This is a genomic window from Streptococcus sp. VTCC 12886 (assembly GCF_049893425.1).
Classification (GTDB): domain Bacteria; phylum Bacillota; class Bacilli; order Lactobacillales; family Streptococcaceae; genus Streptococcus; species Streptococcus suis_AA.
The window spans coordinates 1-19830 of sequence record NZ_JBMVJB010000037.1 but is presented as its reverse complement, the minus strand read 5'-3'; the positions used below and the strand labels follow the sequence as shown (position 1 = coordinate 19830).

Sequence of the window (19830 nt, the reverse complement as noted above, 5' to 3'; positions counted from 1 at the left end):
AAACAACAGAAAAAGAGAACGGATTTCTCCGTTCTCTTGGTACAATTTTCTATTTCTCAAAACTCTAGACACTTACCTTCCTTATTAGTTAACGTACAGGTGGAAAAATGGTATACTACTTAGTAGTTTGAAAGAGGAGCTTATAAAAAAGAGAATGGTAACTATTTTTGATACACACACACATCTCAATGTTGAACAGTTTGACGGACGGGTCCAAGAAGAGCTAGACTTTGCCAAGGAGATGGGGGTTACCCTCCACAATGTGGTTGGTTTTGACCGAGCAACCATTGTCAAGGCTATGGAGCTAGCTGACCAGTACCCTGAAATTTATCTAACATTGGGATGGCATCCGACAGAGGCTGGCACCTATGATGAAGAAGTTGAACGTTATCTACTCAAGGCTCTTAAACATTCCAAGGTCATTGCCCTGGGGGAAATTGGACTGGATTACTACTGGATGACGGCTGACAAGGAAACCCAGGCACGCGTCTTTAAACGTCAGATGGAGTTGGCCAAGCAGTTGGATTTACCCTTTGTGGTTCATACTCGTGATGCTTTGGAAGATACTTACCAGATCATTAAGGAAGTCGGCGTCGGTCCGCGTGGAGGGATCATGCATTCCTTCTCTGGCACGCTGGAGGAGGCTCAAGCTTTCATAGACCTAGGGATGCACATCTCCTTCTCGGGAGTCGTGACCTTCAAAAAAGCTGTCGAACTCCAGGAAGCGGCGCAAGCATTGCCCCTAGAAAAAATCCTGGTCGAAACAGATGCACCTTACCTGGCCCCAGTTCCAAAGCGGGGTCGGGAAAATCGCACTGGCTACACCCGCTATGTGGTGGAAATGCTGGCCCAGCTTCGCAACCAGTCGGTCGAAGAAGTGGCGAAAGCGACTTACGAGAATGCAAGGAGCTTGTTCAGAATTGACTCAGAAAATTAAGATACAAGAAGTCATAGTTGTCGAGGGCAAGGACGACACAGCAAACCTCAAACGGTTTTACGAGGTGGATACCTACGAAACTAGAGGTTCTGCCATATCAGACGATGACTTGGAACGCATAGAGAAACTCCATGACCTGCGTGGTGTCATTGTCTTTACTGACCCAGACTACAATGGCGAGCGGATTCGAAAAATCATTATGCAGGCTATTCCCACGGTCAAACACGCCTTTTTACAGCGGGACGAGGCTCGGCCCCAATCCAAAACAAAAGGGCGGTCCTTGGGCATTGAACACGCCAGCTTTGAGGACTTGGAAAAAGCTCTCGCAAGCGTGCGTGGTTACTACGATGATGAACATAACTTTGACATCACCAAGTCCGATTTGATGCGCCTAGGCTTGCTTATGGGCAGCGACAGTCGCAAGCGGAGGGAATATCTGGGAGATAAGCTCCGCATCGGCTATTGCAACGGCAAGCAACTGCTCAAACGCCTAAACTTGTTCGGGATAAGTTTGGCGGATGTCGAGGAGGCGATGGGGGAGTATGAATGATTATGTCAAGTTGTTGAACTAAGAGAGTATGAGCAGGACAGAGCAAGTCATCCAACCAATATGTGTATGATTACAGACGGTCGGCGGGTATTGGTCCAGGATAGAAAATCTGAAAAGTGGCCTGGTGTGACTTTCCCTGGGGGCCATGTCGAATGTGGAGAGAGTATTATTTCCTCCATCATTCGCGAAATCAAGGAAGAAACGGGTTTGACGGTATCTAATCTCGAGCTTTGTGGCATTCAAAACTGGACGGATCCAACAGATCACTATCGCTATCTGAAGTTTACCTAGAAATAAAAAAACAAGAAAGAACACACATGAGAATCGCAGACAAAAACGTTACTCGTGCCGTCCTTGAACGCCACGGGTTTACCTTTAAGAAATCCTTCGGTCAGAACTTTTTGACCGATACCAATATTTTACAGAAGATTGTGGACACGGCAGAGATTGACCAGAATGTCAATGTTATCGAGATTGGTCCTGGAATCGGAGCACTGACTGAATTTTTGGCAGAGAGTGCTGCTGAGGTCATGGCCTTTGAGATTGACGACCGCCTGATTCAGATTTTGGCGGATACCTTGGGTCGCTTTGACAATGTGACCGTGGTCAATCAAGATATCCTCAAGACCGACCTGCAGACCCAGATTCAGAATTTCAAGAATCCTGACCTGCCCATCAAGGTCGTGGCCAACCTGCCCTACTACATCACCACCCCTATCCTCATGCACCTGATTGAGAGCAAGATTCCCTTCAGCGAGTTCGTGGTCATGATGCAGCGGGAGGTGGCCGACCGCATTTCTGCCGAGCCAAACACTAAGGCTTACGGCAGCCTGTCCATTGCGGTCCAGTACTACCTGACTGCCAAGGTGGCCTTCATCGTGCCTCGCACCGTCTTTGTGCCCGCACCAAACGTGGACTCCGCCATTCTCAAAATGGTCCGCCGCGAGCAACCCCTGGTGAACGTCAAGGACGAAGATTTCTTCTTCCGAGTGTCCAAGGCCAGCTTTGTGCACCGTCGTAAGACCCTGTGGAACAACCTGACCAACCATTTCGGAAAGTCTGAAGAAGTCAAGGACAAGCTGACGCAGGCACTTGGCATGGCAGAGCTGGAAGCCAGTGTCCGTGGAGAAGCACTTTCTATAGTTGACTTCGCACGCTTGTCTGATAGCCTCCAGGAAGTTGGCTTATCATGATACTAGCGCAGGCAGTTAATCAATTAGCCCAATGTTGTGGACCGCGGGATCTGTCTTCCTTGTCAATACAAGCTCTCCAAACAGAGCAAGGACTAGAACAAGTAGATGTTCTAGCCTTTTTTGGTGGTTCCATTCTAGCTGGTGGTGAACAACTGGCAGAAACTATTCGAAACTAGCTCGCCAAGACCTACCTCATCGTAGGTGGAGCAGGTCATGTTTTTGATTTTCGTTGAATAGTAGAGTAAAAACAAAAAGCTCGTCAATAACAAATATCCATTGGTATCCTTTGAAATGTAAAGTTTCAAGGAAAAGAGATATGGAATATGCATTGATTGAGCTTTAAAAATAATGATTATAGGCTATCTAAAATTTGTTGGGTAGATAAAATAGTGGCAAACTCTTCGTTCAGACTAGCCAAAGTAGAGTCTTGGATTTCTTGGGCACTAAATGTTCTGCCGTTATGGTCATGTAGTGGGAATGATGCAGTAGCGTCTTCTGCTAATGTGACCGAAAAACCTAAATTTGTTGCCATACGGATGGTGGTGGATACACAATGAGGGGTTGTCAAACCGGTAATAATTAAACGACTGACACTTTGTTCTCTGAGAATTGCTTCTAAACTTGTTCCGATAAAAGCACTGTTAACGGTCTTGGTTATGACTAATTCATCTTCGAACGGTTTCACCATATCAATAGCAGAGAACCCGTTTGATATAAAATAGAAACGAGAATCTGGATGCTGGCTCCAATGATGGATATGAAAAATAGGTAGTTGGTTTTGTCTAAAATGTTTTAGTAACTTAGCTGCCTGGACTTCGGCCTGATCATTACTAGAAGTACCCCAAGACCCATCTCGAAATGTTTGTTGAAAGTCAATTAGTACTAATGCCGTTTTCATTTTAACTCCTAAAAAATAAATTTATGGTATTCTAACACAGATAAAAGTTGTAGTAAAGTAATATGGTTGTGCTGGCTCGCTTTTCATACTTCGCGCTTACATAATGAAATTGAATTCGTTTACTTGGTTGATATGAGGTGGAACTTCTGTGTTATTCATTGACTGACTCACGAAAGCTTGTTATACTAAAAGGAACTGAGGCTGGGCAATATTGTTCCAGCCTTATCCTTTGAGGTAGGGTGCTAGATACTCGTTTATACTCAATGAAAAATAAAAATAGCTTAGTTCCAAAGGTTTGATTTACCTTTGAAGGTTGGAAATAAATCGATTTGTGTTTGCGTCTCCAAGCCGAAGGTAGAACTCTATTTCGTTCTTAACTCAAGTTTATTGGTCAAAAACCTCCACTGAATATGTTATTCATTAAGTCTCTGGCCAAGGCATATTTTTGATTTTCGGAGAGTAATAGACATTATTTTGGTGTTCCGTTAGTATATTCTTGTTTAGAGGTAGCACCCACAACTGTATAAGTAGATAATTTTGTATATAGGTAACAAAATGGAAGGAAATTTTTCTTCACATGAAGGTATAAATATGTTTAAAAAGTTACAAAAAAAACATCCCCACCTTGTGGCAATTAGCCTATTTGTGGGCTTTTCTATTTTATTATTAGTTCCACATTTAGTGACTAAGGGGATGGTAACAGGAGCAGATTTGATTTTCCATTACAATCATTTTTATGATGGAGCAATGCAACTGAAGGAGGGAAATTTCTCTTATATTATCAGTTTGTATGGCTATCAACAGTCTGGTCGAATTGTTAATGCTCTCTATGGCCCATATTTTGCATACTTGCAAAGCGTCTTGGTATTGTTGAGTGGCACTTGGTACCGCTATCAGATTGTTTCTAATTTATTTTTGGGAACACTGAGCGCAACTTCTTTATATGTTCTCTTCCGCGAGGTTAAGGTCAAATACTCACTCTCTCTTTTACTATCAATGTTTTTCGTGACAACTTATTCTATTCAATATTGGTGGGTATCCCAAGGTTTCACTAGCTGGGGAGTGGCACTGTTTCCGCTTTGTCTTATTCCAGCAGTTCGTTTCTTGCAAACCAAGAAAGTTCCTATTTTCCTTATGGCAGGAGCAGTAGGGTTGATGTTGCAGGTTCACATGTTGTCAACGTTATTCTTAGTTATCGCTTATGGAATCATCTTTCTTTTTGGTTGGTTAAAATCAGAACAAAAGTTTAAGATTGTTGGAGAAGTTGCCAAATCAATACTTGTTTTCCTACTGCTAACAATGAATATTTGGTTACCACTCATTAATATTGAGGTGACAAATACTTTGATACCCCCATTTGTGAATAAGAAGTTTGTATTATCAACAGTCACTCACCTCAAAATCCGATTCTTGTACTATCCGTATTCCTTGCCACTCTACTTTGGACTTTTTCTTTTCTTTTTGGTAAAAAATTGGAAAAAGCATTCTCGGGTTCTTGCAGGATTATCTATAACCTATACGATATATCTAATTTTATCAACTAATCTATTTCCTTGGCAATTAGTAGCAGGGAAGGGAATTGCCATTATTGAGTTGATTCAATTTCCTTCTCGATTTTTCCTTTACGCTAATGTCTTTTTACTAGTTGTCGTTGGATTGCAAATAACACGCCTATCCGAGAAGTGGCAAAAAGTTTTTTCTAAGATAGTTTTAATGTCTCTTTTTATCGGAGTTGGGTTTATATGGTATCAAAATGGTAAAGACATCCAAGAGGACTACTATAGTGATACCTTTATGCAACACCGGATCTATACTTCTCTTTATGGTTCGGCTGATGAATTGCGTGATTCTCTCCATTCATCAGACTTGAGTGAATTTATTTATCTTGCTCAGAAATCAACTCCAGACTACTTACCAAATTTAGAAGAAAAATCCGGACCTGCAACAAATGAAGAGACACGTAAGGCCTATCATGCTTACCATGACCAGATTATTCTTCCAAATATTAATTTTGAAAAGCAGGTTAAAGGGAATCAGTTAGTGATTACATGGACAGCAAAAGAAGCAGAAGAAACGGCGGTTCCGATTATTGTTTACCAAGATAGCCAGCTGGTCCTAAACCATCAAGTGTTAAATAGAGAAGATATAAAACTTTCCACTATCGGAGTTCCAACAGTCACAAGCCAAAAAGGGCAGAATACCCTTGTCTTATCCTATAAACAACAGTGGTGGTTGTTACCGGTGATTGCGATTAGCTTGATGGGATGGGGATTATGGCTTTGTTACTATATGGCTTTCTATCGCAAATCAAAAACTTTCTACTTATGAAAAGAGAGACATCAGATTTTTGTGGCCCATATCTTGCATTCAAAGCTAATCTGGTTAAAATTACTTAAATGATTTGAAGCCAAATGATCAGAATAAAGAATAACCCCAAGTCATCAACTTTGACTTGGGGTTATCCTTTATAAATAATGCGGAGGAAGGGATTTGAACCCTCACACCCGATGGGCACATGCGCCTGAAGCATGCGTGTCTGCCGTTCCACCACCTCCGCTTGCTTTTTATTATACAATTTTTCAATTGAAATGACTAGAGTAAAATGCAAAATCGAAACCGCTTGCGGTTTTTTCTTAGGAAATTTGGTATAATAGGAACAAGTACACACAAAGGAGTCTTCATTGCAAGGAAGAATTATCAAGGCCTTGGCAGGTTTTTACTATGTCGAGGCAGATGGACAGATTTATCAAACCAGAGCCAGAGGGAATTTTCGTAAGAAGGGACAAACGCCCTACGTGGGTGATTTTGTGGACTTTTCTGCGGAGGAAAACTCAGAAGGCTACATTTTAAAGATTCATGAGCGGAAAAATAGTCTGGTTCGACCTCCTATCGTCAATATCGATCAGGCGGTGGTTATCATGTCGGCCAAGGAACCTGATTTTAATGCCAATTTACTAGACCGTTTCCTAGTGCTTTTGGAACAGAAGGACATGGATCCCATTATTTATATCTCTAAGATGGACTTGGTAGAAGAACGGGCGGAGATGGATGCCTTCAAGGCTATCTATGAGAAAATTGGCTATCCTTTTGTCTATAGTTTGGAGGAATTGACGCCATTATTGCAGGATAAGGTGACGGTCTTTATGGGGCAGACAGGGGTTGGCAAATCGACTCTTCTCAATCGCATTGCGCCAGAATTAGCCTTGGAAACAGGTGCGATTTCAGATAGTCTGGGGCGTGGTCGCCATACCACTCGTGCGGTCAGTTTCTACAATGTCTTCGGTGGGAAAATTGCGGATACGCCAGGTTTTTCATCTCTAGACTATGAAGTCAAGGAGGCTGAGGCACTGACAGATTGTTTCCCAGAGATTGCAGAAGCCAGCCAGAACTGCAAATTTAGGACCTGTACCCACACCCATGAGCCGGATTGTGCAGTCAAAGAAGCTGTTGTCAGCTCTGCCATTTCCCAAAGTCGCTTTGACAATTATCTCCAATTCCTCAGCGAAATCCAAAATCAGCGTGAAACCTATGCCAAGGTTAGTAAGAAATTCAAATAGAAAGTTGGTTCTGTATGTCACATTATAAGATTGCACCGTCTATTTTGGCGGCAGATTATGCAAATTTTGAAAAAGAGCTCAAACGTTTAGAAAAGACAGGTGTGGAGTATGTGCACATTGATGTCATGGATGGTCATTTCGTGCCAAATATCAGCTTTGGGGCGGATGTGGTTGCGGCTATGCGTCCTCATAGCAAGCTGGTTTTTGATTGCCATCTCATGGTGTCCAATCCTGAAAATCATATCGAGACCTTTGCACGTGCGGGTGCAGATATTTTAACCATTCATGCAGAAGCAACGGTTCACCTGCATGGAACCCTGCAAAAAATTCGTGCCGCTGGTATGAAGGTGGGTGTGGTCATCAATCCAGGGACACCTCTTGTGACCATTGAGCCTGTGCTCAACTTAGTGGATCAGGTGCTTCTCATGACGGTCAACCCAGGTTTTGGTGGTCAGGCCTACATTCCAGAAGTAGCTGAGAAGATTGAGGCCTTGGTCAAACTCCGTGAAGCCAAAGGCTTGAACTTTGACATCGAAGTGGACGGCGGAATTGACGATAAGACCATTCATTCAGCCAAAAATGCGGGTGCCAATGTCTTTGTGGCAGGTTCCTACCTCTTCAAAGGCGATTTGGATGTCAACGTTGCCAAATTGAAAGCAGCCCTCCATGATTAAGATTGCCCTAATAGCAGGTGGTTCATTTGACTGCCTTCCTGAGCCTGCAGACCTCTATGTAGGGGTAGACGCAGGCTCACTTCGTCTATTGGAACATTCCCTACCTCTTGACTGGGCTATCGGTGATTTTGACTCGGTGACACCTGAAGAATTAGGGCGGATAAAGGATCTAGCAGAGCGGTTCCTACAAGCACCTGCTGAAAAAGATGACACAGACTTAGAGTTAGCGTTAAAGGAAGTGTTCAAAGTTTATCCGCAGGCTCAGGTTCACATATACGGAGCCTTGGGTGGACGCATGGATCATATGATGGCCAATCTCTTTCTAGCTGCAGAGCCTGACTTGGCACCCTACATGGAGCAAATTGAATTAGTGGACAGTCAGAACATCGTTCGTTTTCGACCTGCAGGAAGGCATGTCATTCAACCTATTCAAGGAATGACCTATATTTCCTTTATGCCGTCAGATGGCAGTCGCCTGACCATTCGTCATGCCAAGTATCCGCTGGATGCCAGCAATTATTTTTTCAAAAAATGCTATTCCTCTAACGAATTTATAGATAGAGATATATACATTCAACTGGATAAGGGCTATGTGGTCCTAATCTACAGTAAGGATAAGAATTAGATGGATATTGTACTACTTATTTTACTGATACTGGTCTTGCTCGCCTTGGTTTTTCTTTATGGAAAATGGCAGAGCTTGGCCCTGCTTTTGCAAGATCAGGCAGAAGACACAGCAGACAGCTTGTCTGATCAGCTCAGCTATCAACTAGAAAATGCAACTCTCAAACAGCAGCAAGCCATTCATCAGGAAGTGGAAAGACTCCGCACGGAACTTTACCAACAGCTAACGGACATCCGTCAAGAGCTGAATAAGAGCCACTTGGAAACGCGAGATGCCACCGACCGCCGTTTGCAGGCCATTCAGGAGTCCAATGAAAAACGCCTGGAAGAAATGCGGCAGACGGTTGAGGAAAAGCTGGAGAAAACCCTGCAAACCCGCCTACAAGCCTCCTTTGAAACAGTGTCTAAGCAATTGGAATCGGTCAATCGTGGTCTGGGCGAAATGCAGACGGTGGCGCGTGATGTGGGTAGTCTTAACAAGGTCCTGTCTGGCACCAAAACCCGTGGCATCATGGGTGAATTGCAGCTGGGACAGATTATCGAGGATATTTTGACACCTAGCCAATATGAGCGAGAGTTTGCCACGGTTTCAGGCTCTAGTGAGCGCGTGGAGTATGCGGTCAAGTTACCAGGACAGACGGAAGGCGACTATATCTACTTGCCAATCGATTCCAAGTTTCCGCTGGCGGATTACTACCGCTTGGAAGATGCTTACGAAAGTGGGGATAAGGACCAGATTGACCTCCATCGGAAAAATCTCTTGGCTGCTATTAAACGTTTTGCCAAGGACATTCAGAGCAAGTACCTCAATCCACCTGAAACGACTAATTTTGGTGTGTTGTTCTTGCCAACCGAAGGGCTTTATTCAGAAGTGGTCCGCAATCCGATTTTCTTTGATGACCTTCGCCGTCAGGAAAATATCGTGATAGCAGGACCGACCACGCTTTCTGCCCTGCTTAATTCGCTCTCTGTCGGCTTTAAAACCCTCAATATTCAACGGTCGGCCGATGATATTTCCAAGGTCTTGGGCAATGTCAAGCTGGAATTTGGCAAGTTTTCTGACCTCTTGCTTAAGGCTCAGAAACAACTCAATCAGGCCAGCAGCAATATTGACAAACTCCTAACGACTCGAACCAACGCTATCGAGCGTAGTCTTCGAGCCATCGACCTGTACGAAGATGATCAAACTAAGGGACTGCTTGGATTGTCCCCATTAGATGAGGAAGATAATGAAAATTAACCAAATGAAAAAAGATGAATTCTTCGAAGGATTCTATTTGATCAAAACAGCAGAAGTCCGTCAAACACGGGCTGGCAAAGACTACTTGGCTCTGACCTTCCAAGATGAGACTGGTGAGATTGAGGGCAAGCTCTGGGACGCCCAACCAGGGAAAATCAAGGATTTTACTGCTGGAACTGTAGTTCATATGCAGGGACGCCGTGAAGTCTACAATAATACACCCCAAGTCAATCAGTTGGTTCTTCGTTTGCCAAAAGCTGGTGAACCCAACGACCCTGCTGATTTCAAGGAAAAACCACCTGTGGATGTCAAGGACACCAAGGACTACCTAAATCAGATGATTTTCCTCATAGAAAATGCCACTTGGCAGCGGATTGTCCGTGCTCTTTACGGTAAATATGAAAAGGAATTTTATTCCTATCCAGCGGCCAAGACCAATCACCATGCCTTTTATTCAGGCTTGTCCTTCCATACCGCGACCATGGTACGCTTGGCGGATAAAATTGGTGATATTTATCCTCAGCTCAATAAGAGCCTGCTCTTTGCAGGAATCATGCTTCATGACCTAGCCAAGGTGATTGAACTGACAGGCCCTGATAACACAGGCTACACTGTCCGTGGCAATCTGATTGGGCACATTTCCTTGATTGATGAAGAGATTACCAAGGTCTTGATGGAATTGGGCATCGATGATAGTCTGGAGGAGGTGACTGTTCTGCGCCACGTTATCCTCAGCCACCACGGCCTCTTGGAGTATGGAAGCCCTGTCCGTCCGCAGATTATGGAGGCGGAAATCCTCCACATGATTGACAATATCGATGCGGAAATGATGATGATGCTGTCGGCCTTGGATAAGGTTGGCCCAGGCGAGATGACCAACCGCATCTTTGCCATGGATAACCGCGCCTTCTATAAGCCTAATATCGACTAATGGCAGTTAGGATAGTGTCTCGACAGCCCCTCACCAAAGGCTGGTCCACGGACCAAAAGTACAAGGTTGAGCTAGAAGATGGTCGCTTTGGTCTGTTGAGAATAGCAGAGCGGTCAGCTATTGAGGTCAAGAAAGTCGAATTTCAATTAGTTGAAAACCTGTTTGGTCTAGGTTTGCCTGTGGCAGAGCCACTAAGCTGTTGGGCGGATGACTTGTCTGTTTACACTCTCTATGAATGGGTGGAAGGTCAGGATATGAATAAAGTGGCTTCCGATCTGCCGGATTCTGTCTTGTATGAATTGGGCTGTCAGGCTGGAAAGTTTTTACGAGCCCTGCATGGTCTGCCTATTGATCAAAGTCTGCGCGACTGGAACAGTTTTTATCAGGCAAAGATTGACAGTAAATTAGCTGCCTACCAAGCAACTAGTCATTCCTATCCAAATGATCAAGCCATGATAGACTTTGTCCAAGCCAACCGTCATTTGCTTGAAAGGAGACCGATTGCCTATCATCATGGAGATTTTCATACAGGTAATTTTCTACTGGGAAGAGATGGAAAACTAAAAATCTTAGACTTTGATCGCTACGATATAGGAGACCCCTGGGAAGAATTCAACCGTTTGATTTTCACGGCAGATTTGTCTCCAGCCTTTGCGCGTGGTCAGGTGGATGCCTATTTTGAAGGATGCATTCCAGAGGAATTTTGGAGACTCACTGCTCTTTATATCACAGTAAATAGTCTAGGAGCTCTTTCTTGGGCAGAACAAGTAGATCCCGAACAAATCCCCTTGATGCAGGCGCAAGCTGAGAGAATAGTTGGTTGGTATGAACACTATAGGCTTTATTCCCCTTCATGGTATCGGTAGTATTTCTATAAAATGCGAAAAAAGACGGACTTTTTATATAAAAAGTTCGCTTTTTGTTGTTTTTGTGATATAATAGAAAAAATAAATTTAGAGGATGATCATATGAAGTTAAGAAGAAGCGAACGGATGGTAGTGATTTCCAATTATCTCATCAACCACCCTTATGAATTGACAAGTTTGAATACCTTTGCTGAAAAGTATGAATCAGCTAAATCTTCCATTTCCGAAGATATTGCCATCATTAAAAAGGCTTTTGAGGAAAGCTCCATTGGGAAAATTGAAACCATCACTGGTGCTAGTGGAGGTGTTGTTTTCACACCGTCTATCTCAAAAGAAGAGTCGTTGCAAATCGCAGAGTCACTGCGCAGTCAGATGGCTGAAAGTAGCCGTATCTTACCTGGAGGTTATATTTATTCCTCAGACCTTTTATCAACACCTCACATCCTAAAAAATGTGGGTCGCATTATTGCAAATGCATTTAAAGATGAAAAAATCGATGCTGTTATGACAGTTGCAACAAAAGGTGTTCCATTAGCGAATGCGGTTGCCAATGTTCTTAATGTACCATTTGTCATCGTTCGCCGTGATTTGAAAATTACTGAAGGGTCAACTGTTTCTGTCAACTATGTGTCAGGATCTAGCGACCGTATCGAAAAGATGTTCCTGTCTAAACGTAGTTTGAAGGCGGGAAGCCGTGTCTTAATCGTCGATGACTTCTTGAAAAATGGTGGAACTATCAATGGTATGATTAGCCTCTTGTCTGAGTTTGACTCGACCTTGGTAGGCGTGGCTGTCTTTGCGGAAAACCAAAAAGGGGACCGCAGCGTAGCGAATTACAAATCCCTGCTGGCTGTGACGGATATCAATGTCAAGGAAAACCGCGTTGACGTCGAATTGGGGAATATTTTTGAATAATCTGTAGCCTCTCTAACGAGAGGTTTTTTTGTATCCGAGAATATCCCGTTATAATGATGCACAAATTTACTGTTGAAATAATTTTTGGGGAATTGGCTTTCCATCTTAGTTTAGGAATCATGTTTTCAGTAGCTGTAATGCAGTGCTTGATTTGTTTCTTTTTGGCCAAGGAATCGTCCAGCGAATTACAAGAAGAATTGAGACATGTCCAGGCATTCGTGTCAAGCATTGATAAAAATCGTTCGTTATCAAGCCTGACTAAAATCAGTTATGGGCTTATGTTAGTTAGTCTATTGGTTCAGAGTATTGTCCCAGCCTTGTTCCTGTTTTTTCTATTGGTTGTGAAATATCTAGTTGACCTATATGCTAGAGTTAAGTTGGTTGAGTTATTTAGAGGGGGTCTGCTACTCAAGTACTTGGCTGGATTGATTCTTGTGGAACAGTTGGTATATATAGTCTTGTTTTATCTGCTATGGACGGGATCTCATGTGACTCTGTATGCAGGGGTGCTAGTTTTTTCAAATTTCCTAATTCCCTTTTTAAAACAGAGGGAATACAAGTTAAGTAGGCAAGGTTTTGGTAAAGAAGCGGATTTTCAAGATTTATAATGAGACAGTTTAGGGCTATTGCAGACTGTTGTTTCTGGAGATACTATGGAAAAAATAAAATTTGTCAAAGAAATAGGTTACGTTATTCTGGTAGCAATATTGTTGATAGCCTTTATCTATCGATTGGGCTTGTCCAATGTCGGGAAGCTTGAATTGATGATCTATGTTATTTTTTTCAGTCTTGCCCTTGTGCAACTGTTGAAACGAAATAAGAAAAAATAATTTAAGATTTAATCAAGGCAGGAAATCAATGCCAATCTATCTACTATTTGTTACCCTATCGCTAAATGTAGTTGTGCTGAACCAACTCTATCTCTTTTACAAGAAAAAGAAAGACTTGAATAGCACAGTTGCTTTTCTGGTGTGCTTACTTGTGCTAGCTCTTCCCAATGCACAGGATTTTAATGCAATATTAGGCTTGATTACAGGAGCTTTTGTTATCGTCTATCTGGGAAGTTTTGTATACTCCAGATTGGATCCTAAGAGAAGAAGTGTCAAATAGATATTATTGATATAGAAAAACTCACTATTTCCATTGTTGAAATAGTGAGTTTTCTTTACATTTTCAATACTTCCTCAAAACTCTCCGACCTTGCTTCTACGCTGATTTTTTCCAGAGTTAGCGGATGGGTTAGGCTGAGTTTTTGGGCGTGGAGCATGAGTCGGGGGGCGGCTACATAACTATAAAGAGGGTCACCGATTAGGGCATGACCGTTGTGGGCTAGATGAACCCGAATCTGGTGGGTCCGACCTGTCTGGAGGCGACAGGCGACCAAACTATTTTTGCCAATGGTCTTCAAGAGATGGACTTGAGTGAAAGCTGCTTGTCCTTTTTGGTTGTCAACGACTCGCTTTCTGCGGTCGTGTCGGTCCCGTCCGATTTTATCAGTGATAGTCCAATCGGTCTTTTTTAACAGCCCTTGGCAGAGGGCGAGATAGTCACGGTAGATGACCTTGTCTTCCAAAAGCCGATTGAGAATGGGTAGGATAAAAGGATTTTTAGCAAAGAGAATGGCTCCGCTGGTTTCCATATCCAGCCTGTGGACTACATAGCAGGTCTGGCCGACATAGGCAGATACATGGTTAAGCAAGGCAATCTCCGTCGGCTCGTTACCGTGGGTCTTCATACCTTCGGGCTTGTTGACTATAATTAGGTGCTCATCTTGATAGAGTTCCTCCACCAAGTCCGCCTGTCCCAGAGGAATGCTTTTTTCAGGATAATCTTCCTGGTCAAAGGTCAATTCTAACAAGTCGCCTGCGGTAATCGGGCTCTGCCAGTTAATCAGCTCACCGTTGACACGGACGTGCTTCTTGGTGCGGAGGAAATGGCGGATTTTTCTAGGAATAAGAAAATAATCTTCCAAGACTTCCTTAACAGTGAGTTGTGGAAAGACTTGGGGAATGCGAATGACAATTTTCATCTTACAGACTGGTTGAGTGCTTAGGTTGCACTTTTTCATTTGGATTGAGGTAGTTCATGGCATTGTTGACGGCGGTTGGGGCTTCGCCAAGACCAGTCGCAATCAGGTCAATCTTGCCTTCATAGAAACAACAGTCACCGATGGCATAAATACCTGGAACAGAAGTTTCCTGTTTACTGTTGACGACGATGCGGTGGCGATTGAGCTCCAAACCCCATTCTTTCAGCGTTCCGACGGATGATTTAAAACCGTAGTTGACAAAGAGGTGGTCGAAAGGCAGGGTAAGTTTGTCCTCGCTCTTAACCTTGTCGAAATGAATGGCAGAAGCTCTGCCATTTTCCCCAGAAAGCCCTTTAGGGACAAGTGGTGTATGGATGGTGACGCTAGACTGCTTGAGTTCCTCTACGCTGTGTTCAAGGGCGCGGAAGTTGTCGCGACGGTGGACAATGTGAGTAGTCTTAGCGATTTTCTCAAAAGCTAATGACCAATCAACCGCGGAGTCTCCTCCACCTAAGATGACTACATCTTTGTCAGCATATTGTTGGATATTGGATACATGATAGTGAACGTTTTCAAAGCTGTCTGCTCCCTCGATTTCCAGTGGACGAGGCTTAAAGGCGCCACCTCCCATGGCGATAAGGAGAGTTTTTGTCTGGTGGATGCCTTTGGTGGTTGTCAAGGAAATAACTTCTCCTGGTTCAATGGCAGTCAGAGTTTCATTGAGGCAAATGGTTGTCTCAAAAGTTGAGAGTTGGGCAAGGAGGTTATCGGTTAATTCTTGTCCTGTTAAGCTAGGGAAGGCTGGAATATCCAAAATTGTTTTTTCTGGATAGAGAATAGCCGGTTGGCCCCCAAGCTGTGGTAAGGAGTCAATGATTTTGACTTTAGCTTGGCGGAGATGGGCATAGAAGGCGGCAAATAGACCAACGGGTCCGCCACCAATAATGGTAATATCATATATTTGTGTCATTGGAAATCCTTTTCTGATTCAGAATCTCCCTATTTTATCATATTTTGACAAAAAATTCCGCTGTTCGGCTGTGACAGGTTTGCAGTGGTGTTTTTCTCAGCTAGCTGAAAGAAAATATTGTATAATGGTACAAAATCACTAGAAAGAGGTGTTCTATGGACGATTTGCAACACCAGCCGATTGAAGTTCCAGATGATTTTCAATCTGACAATGATGACAGACCTAGCCGTAGTCGCAGGGGAAATCGTGGTCATTCAGACAAACCAAAGAAAAAGTCTCGCATTCCAGAGCCGGTGCGTAAATTTTGGCGGCGCTATCAACTGACAAAAATAGTTTTGATCTTGATAGGGATAATGGTTCTTACGGTAGGTGGTTACCTATTCTTTCTTGCAAAGACTGCGAATGTTGGGGATTTGCAGGAAGCATTAAAGGCTGCAACGATTATTTATGATAAGGACGGTGCTGAAGCGGGGACCTTATCTGGTCAAAAAGGGACTTATGTAGAATTAGACGCTATTTCTGATAATCTTGAGAATGCTGTGATTGCTACAGAAGACAGAAGTTTTTATAAAAACTCAGGGATAAACTATCAACGAACCATCTTAGCTGTTTTGACCTTGGGGCGTTCAGGTGGTGGTTCAACGATTACCCAGCAGTTAGCTAAAAATGCATTTTTGACACAAGAGCAGACCATTAGTCGAAAGGCTAGAGAGTTCTTCCTAGCCCTTGAAATCAATAAAAAATACAGTAAGCAAGAAATACTTACAATGTATCTCAACAATGCCTATTTTGGTAATGGGGTTTGGGGAGTTGAAGATGCTAGTCAAAAATATTTTGGTATTTCTGCTAGTGACTTGACGATTGAACAATCAGCTGTTTTAGCAGGGATGCTTAAAGGTCCAGAAATTTATAATCCCTATTATTCCTTAGAAAATGCAATCAATCGCCGAGATACAGTCTTGCAAAATATGGTCAACGCTGGCTATATTGATCAGGCAACTGCCAATGCAGGTTTTCAAGTCGATTTAGCGAGCCAGTTAGCAGATACCTATACTGGTAAACAAGATAACTATTCTTATCCATCTTACTTTGATGCAGTTATTGCTGAAGCGATTGATCGCTATGGCCTTAAAGAATCAGATGTCATTAATAACGGCTATCGAATATATACCGAAATGGACCAAAATTCTCAAGCGAGTATGCAGGTTATCTTCAATGATGAAACTATGTTCCCGACTTCAATTTATGATGGAACCTCGGCTCAAGCTGCTAGTGTAGCTTTGGATCCTACAAGTGGTGGTGTTCGAGCCTTGGTTGGGCGCGTGAATAGTTCGGAAGATGCTGTGTTTCGAACATTCAACTTTGCGACTCAAGCTAAGCGTAGTCCCGGTTCAACTATTAAGCCGCTTGTTGCCTATGCGCCTGCGGTAGCAGCGGGTTGGGCAATTGATACACCTTTGGATAACCATACAGAAACCTATGGAGATTATACCTTACACAACTATGACTATTCAACTTCGGATACCATCCCAATGTACCAAGCTTTAGCTTTATCTTACAATCTGCCAGTTGCATATATTGTAAATACCTTGGGGATTGACAAGGCTTTTGAATTTGGTCAAAAGTTTGGTCTTGATATGGAAAATGTTGAAAAGGTACTTGGTGCGTCAATCGGATCAGGGGTGGAAACGAACCCCTTGCAAATGGCTCAGGCCTATAGTGCTTTTGCAAATGATGGTGTAATGAAGGATGCTCATCTAATTACACGTATTGAGACAGCGGGTGGAAAGGTATTGGCTCAGCATCGCGAGACAAGTACAAAAGTAATTGACCGATCGGTTGCAGATAAAATGACCTCTATGATGCTTGGGACCTATACGAATGGTACAGGTGTATCTGCAGATGCTACCAATTACTATCTTGCAGGAAAAACGGGAACAACCGAAACAAGTTTTGATGTAAATCTTGTTAATGACCAGTGGTATATTGCTTATACACCTGATTTGGTTATCAGTCAGTGGGTTGGCTTTGAACAGACGGATGAGAATCATTACATTGATAGCAGTAGCTACTGGATGGCTCCAACAGTCTTCCGTACAGTAGCTGATGCGATTTTGCCAAATACAGCAGGGACTGCCTTTGATGTGGAGAATGCCTATGTTCAAAATGGTATTGTAGCGATTCAAGAAGAGGATACAAGTGCTTCAGATTCGGTCGTTACCTCTGATCAAGTGCAAGATATTACTACTCAAGCACAGGATTTGATTGAAAAGACAAAACAACAAATCCTAGATGCCAATATTCCAGAACGGGCGAAAACGTTATGGGATACGGTAAGAAGTTGGTTTGAGTAGTTGTCAAACTGAATAAAACATGTTAGAATAGTAAAGATGGAGGGCTATGATGGCACTAAAAAAAGCAAGTTTAGCCTGTACGGTTTGTGGCTCTCGAAATTATTCGATAAACCTTTCGAGCAATCCCAAACCAACACGGTTAGAAGTAAATAAATTTTGTAAACATTGTGGTCAGTACACTGTTCACAAGGAAACCCGATAGGAGTTGCATATGAAATTCGTTTCAGATATTTTTGGCATTTTAAAAGAGACTGCTTGGCCTACTGGAAAACAAAGCTGGAAAGACTTTGCTTCAGTGATTCAGTATTCCGCATTCTTTGTTGCTCTCATTTACCTATTTGACCTTATTTTGTCAAAAGGAATTATGAGTTTAATTAATATTTTCTAGAAAATGCTTGCCATATTCAAAATGGAAGTGATATAATAGAGAAAAGCGAAAGCCTTCGGGCTTTTTTTAGCGTCTTCAAATGACATACCGTAGTTTTTGAATGAATCTTTCATTAAAGAATACGAGGCACAGGTTCCAGAGAAAGGAAAGAAAATGTACGATAGTTTTGATAAAGGTTGGTTTGTTTTGCAAACTTATTCTGGTTATGAAAATAAAGTAAAAGAAAACTTACTCCAACGTGCGCATACTTACAATATGCTGGAGAATATTCTTCGTGTAGAAATTCCGACTCAAACAGTACAAGTTGAGAAAAATGGCGAAGTTAAGGAAGTGGAAGAAAATCGCTTCCCGGGCTATGTATTGGTTGAAATGGTCATGACTGATGAAGCTTGGTTTGTGGTGCGTAATACTCCAAACGTAACTGGTTTCGTGGGCTCGCACGGGAACCGTTCAAAACCAACGCCACTTTTGGAAGAAGAAATCCGTCAAATCTTGGTATCAATGGGTCAAACTGTAAAAGAATTTGATACTGATGTGAAAGTTGGTGACACTGTTCGCATTATTGACGGAGCCTTCACAGACTACACCGGTAAAATCACCGAGATTGATAACAATAAGGTCAAAATGGTTATCTCTATGTTTGGTAATGATACCATTGCCGAAGTTAACTTGAGCCAGATTGCTGAGTTGTAAGAAAAAAATATTAAGGGGCGAGAAATCGCTCTTTTTTGTTTCAAATTTTTGATTAGTACGATCGCTCCTAATGAGCATGAATCTAACGAAATTGGCTAAGAAAATAGTCTAAGATAATAGAGATAAAAAGAAAAACACAGACAGTTCGGCAGGATTTCATCATACTCAGCTTGACTCTATCTGTGTTTTTTATTTACTGGCTAGTTTTGCCCAGTCACTTTCTCTTGTGATAGAATTTATTTTTTCAAACTTTCATAGTATGCAGTAATCTTTATCACTTTATCAAAAGACATGCCACCAATATCAGTCCGACTTTTGACATAGTCTGCCAAGGTCTGCTCTGATATGCCCGTGGCTTGTGCAATTTGATAGCGTGAATGCGTCTGGAAGAAGTTCATCATTTCTTCCTTTGATAATACTTGGATCATAGATACTCCTTATCCGAAAACCAACCAGAGTATCAATGCAAAGAGCAATGACCACACTAGGAAAGCTTTCCAGTCAAAACCGTGTTTATTTACTTTGTATTTTACCTTCATAGTATTTTTTGATAACATTTAAGTACACCCCCGAGGGGGTTGATAGTGATTACTCACTATTCAATTCGATGTGCCACTCAATGGTTAGGATGATAAGGTTTAGTTTGATGACCAGCTTATTAGTTCTAATCTTGAATGGCTTTTTAAGTACTTAAACATTTATTACTCCTTCCTGTTAGTTTCCTTGTTTAAGGTAATCTCGCCTTACCTTATGTATCTATAAAATATTATTTATAATAGTAGTGAGGTATTTTTACAAACTTTTTTCGATTTTTTTTAAAATTTTATCGCTTTATAGTTAGTAGCCCCAAATTCGCCCCAAATTATTTTCAAAGTTTGCCAAATTTAACCAGACGGAAAATCAAAAAAGCCCGAAAAATCGGGCTTTGCGTTTTGTTAATTCCTGTTAATACAGGTACTGAAAGGCGGTAGACGGATTTTAGACCCTTAATGTATCAAGGGTTTTCGGCTA

At 42.3% G+C, this 19830-nt stretch carries 23 protein-coding genes, 1 tRNA gene and 1 pseudogene; 20 read left to right on the top strand and 5 right to left on the bottom strand.

Features of this window, described 5'->3' with window-relative positions; all coding sequences use genetic code 11:
* Window positions 1-154 precede the first annotated feature (154 nt).
* The 5 genes and pseudogenes from ACPC57_RS09910 (at window position 155) to ACPC57_RS09890 (ending at window position 2856) form a co-directional block, all read left to right on the top strand.
* Window positions 155-937: a TatD family hydrolase gene (locus ACPC57_RS09910; protein WP_217374539.1), complete on the top strand. Its 783-nt coding sequence runs from the start codon at window positions 155-157 to the stop codon at window positions 935-937.
* The gene (gene rnmV, locus ACPC57_RS09905; RefSeq protein WP_274504473.1) at window positions 921-1487 is read left to right on the top strand and encodes a ribonuclease M5; all 567 of its coding nucleotides are present in this window, start codon (window positions 921-923) and stop codon (window positions 1485-1487) included. The genes ACPC57_RS09910 and rnmV overlap by 17 nt, the downstream gene beginning before the upstream one ends.
* A 28-nt stretch (window positions 1488-1515) precedes the next feature.
* Window positions 1516-1766 (top strand): annotated as a pseudogene (locus ACPC57_RS09900) (NUDIX domain-containing protein); the annotation flags it as partial.
* Window positions 1767-1804: 38 nt separating this feature from the next.
* Window positions 1805-2680 (top strand): 16S rRNA (adenine(1518)-N(6)/adenine(1519)-N(6))-dimethyltransferase RsmA, encoded by an 876-nt coding sequence (rsmA, locus tag ACPC57_RS09895; RefSeq protein ID WP_434066883.1) that lies wholly within the window; start codon window positions 1805-1807, stop codon window positions 2678-2680.
* Window positions 2677-2856 (top strand): hypothetical protein, encoded by a 180-nt coding sequence (locus tag ACPC57_RS09890; protein ID WP_217374542.1) that lies wholly within the window; start codon window positions 2677-2679, stop codon window positions 2854-2856. The genes rsmA and ACPC57_RS09890 overlap by 4 nt, the downstream gene beginning before the upstream one ends.
* A gap of 176 nt (window positions 2857-3032) precedes the next feature.
* Here ACPC57_RS09890 and ACPC57_RS09885 read toward each other — a convergent pair whose 3' ends face one another.
* The gene (locus tag ACPC57_RS09885; RefSeq protein ID WP_434066882.1) at window positions 3033-3578 is read right to left on the bottom strand and encodes a cysteine hydrolase family protein; all 546 of its coding nucleotides are present in this window, start codon (window positions 3576-3578) and stop codon (window positions 3033-3035) included.
* Window positions 3579-4169: 591 nt separating this feature from the next.
* Here ACPC57_RS09885 and ACPC57_RS09880 point away from each other — a divergent pair.
* Window positions 4170-5906: a hypothetical protein gene (locus ACPC57_RS09880; RefSeq protein ID WP_434066881.1), complete on the top strand. Its 1737-nt coding sequence runs from the start codon at window positions 4170-4172 to the stop codon at window positions 5904-5906.
* Window positions 5907-6053: 147 nt separating this feature from the next.
* On the opposite strand, the gene ACPC57_RS09875 is transcribed toward ACPC57_RS09880, so the two are convergent.
* Window positions 6054-6135, bottom strand: a tRNA-Leu gene (locus ACPC57_RS09875).
* Between the two features lie 124 nt (window positions 6136-6259).
* Here ACPC57_RS09875 and rsgA point away from each other — a divergent pair.
* The 10 genes from rsgA to ACPC57_RS09825 all read left to right on the top strand — a co-directional run bounded on the left by rsgA (window position 6260) and on the right by ACPC57_RS09825 (window position 13495).
* Entirely contained in the window at window positions 6260-7135 is an 876-nt protein-coding gene (gene rsgA, locus ACPC57_RS09870; protein ID WP_172036513.1) for a ribosome small subunit-dependent GTPase A, read from the top strand.
* A gap of 14 nt (window positions 7136-7149) precedes the next feature.
* Window positions 7150-7809, top strand: a complete 660-nt coding sequence (gene rpe / locus ACPC57_RS09865) for a ribulose-phosphate 3-epimerase (protein WP_130554196.1) — start codon at window positions 7150-7152, stop codon at window positions 7807-7809.
* Window positions 7802-8434, top strand: coding sequence for a thiamine diphosphokinase (locus ACPC57_RS09860; protein ID WP_172041248.1), 633 nt, complete (start codon window positions 7802-7804; stop codon window positions 8432-8434). The genes rpe and ACPC57_RS09860 overlap by 8 nt, the downstream gene beginning before the upstream one ends.
* Window positions 8435-9673: a DNA recombination protein RmuC gene (locus ACPC57_RS09855; protein WP_217374546.1), complete on the top strand. Its 1239-nt coding sequence runs from the start codon at window positions 8435-8437 to the stop codon at window positions 9671-9673.
* Window positions 9663-10604 (top strand): 3'-5' exoribonuclease YhaM family protein, encoded by a 942-nt coding sequence (locus ACPC57_RS09850; protein WP_434066880.1) that lies wholly within the window; start codon window positions 9663-9665, stop codon window positions 10602-10604. The genes ACPC57_RS09855 and ACPC57_RS09850 overlap by 11 nt, the downstream gene beginning before the upstream one ends.
* Window positions 10604-11470, top strand: coding sequence for an aminoglycoside phosphotransferase family protein (locus tag ACPC57_RS09845; protein WP_434066879.1), 867 nt, complete (start codon window positions 10604-10606; stop codon window positions 11468-11470). Before ACPC57_RS09850 ends, ACPC57_RS09845 begins: the two co-directional genes overlap by 1 nt.
* 102 nt (window positions 11471-11572) lie before the next feature.
* Window positions 11573-12385 (top strand): pur operon repressor, encoded by an 813-nt coding sequence (gene purR, locus ACPC57_RS09840; RefSeq protein WP_434066878.1) that lies wholly within the window; start codon window positions 11573-11575, stop codon window positions 12383-12385.
* A 53-nt stretch (window positions 12386-12438) separates the two neighbouring features.
* A complete protein-coding gene (locus tag ACPC57_RS09835) occupies window positions 12439-12993 on the top strand; it encodes a hypothetical protein (protein WP_434066877.1) in 555 nt (184 codons plus the stop codon).
* A gap of 45 nt (window positions 12994-13038) precedes the next feature.
* Window positions 13039-13215: a hypothetical protein gene (locus ACPC57_RS09830; RefSeq protein ID WP_434066876.1), complete on the top strand. Its 177-nt coding sequence runs from the start codon at window positions 13039-13041 to the stop codon at window positions 13213-13215.
* A gap of 28 nt (window positions 13216-13243) precedes the next feature.
* The gene (locus tag ACPC57_RS09825) at window positions 13244-13495 is read left to right on the top strand and encodes a hypothetical protein (RefSeq protein WP_434066875.1); all 252 of its coding nucleotides are present in this window, start codon (window positions 13244-13246) and stop codon (window positions 13493-13495) included.
* Window positions 13496-13550: 55 nt separating this feature from the next.
* On the opposite strand, the gene ACPC57_RS09820 is transcribed toward ACPC57_RS09825, so the two are convergent.
* Window positions 13551-14414: an RluA family pseudouridine synthase gene (locus ACPC57_RS09820; protein ID WP_274504480.1), complete on the bottom strand. Its 864-nt coding sequence runs from the start codon at window positions 14412-14414 to the stop codon at window positions 13551-13553.
* A gap of 1 nt (window position 14415) precedes the next feature.
* A complete protein-coding gene (locus ACPC57_RS09815) occupies window positions 14416-15384 on the bottom strand; it encodes an NAD(P)/FAD-dependent oxidoreductase (RefSeq protein WP_434066874.1) in 969 nt (322 codons plus the stop codon).
* A gap of 155 nt (window positions 15385-15539) precedes the next feature.
* Here ACPC57_RS09815 and pbp2a point away from each other — a divergent pair, with 155 nt between their 5' ends.
* The 4 genes from pbp2a to nusG all read left to right on the top strand — a co-directional run bounded on the left by pbp2a (window position 15540) and on the right by nusG (window position 18819).
* Window positions 15540-17738 (top strand): penicillin-binding protein PBP2A, encoded by a 2199-nt coding sequence (pbp2a, locus tag ACPC57_RS09810; protein ID WP_434066873.1) that lies wholly within the window; start codon window positions 15540-15542, stop codon window positions 17736-17738.
* Window positions 17739-17787: 49 nt separating this feature from the next.
* Window positions 17788-17940 (top strand): 50S ribosomal protein L33, encoded by a 153-nt coding sequence (gene rpmG / locus ACPC57_RS09805; protein WP_032512074.1) that lies wholly within the window; start codon window positions 17788-17790, stop codon window positions 17938-17940.
* Window positions 17941-17949: 9 nt separating this feature from the next.
* The gene (secE, locus tag ACPC57_RS09800; protein ID WP_217374554.1) at window positions 17950-18126 is read left to right on the top strand and encodes a preprotein translocase subunit SecE; all 177 of its coding nucleotides are present in this window, start codon (window positions 17950-17952) and stop codon (window positions 18124-18126) included.
* 153 nt (window positions 18127-18279) lie between these two features.
* Complete coding sequence (gene nusG, locus ACPC57_RS09795) at window positions 18280-18819, top strand: transcription termination/antitermination protein NusG (protein WP_277837301.1); 540 nt, start codon at window positions 18280-18282, stop codon at window positions 18817-18819.
* Window positions 18820-19055: 236 nt separating this feature from the next.
* Here nusG and ACPC57_RS09790 read toward each other — a convergent pair whose 3' ends face one another.
* Window positions 19056-19247 (bottom strand): helix-turn-helix transcriptional regulator, encoded by a 192-nt coding sequence (locus tag ACPC57_RS09790; protein WP_217374555.1) that lies wholly within the window; start codon window positions 19245-19247, stop codon window positions 19056-19058.
* Window positions 19248-19830: the final 583 nt, after the last annotated feature.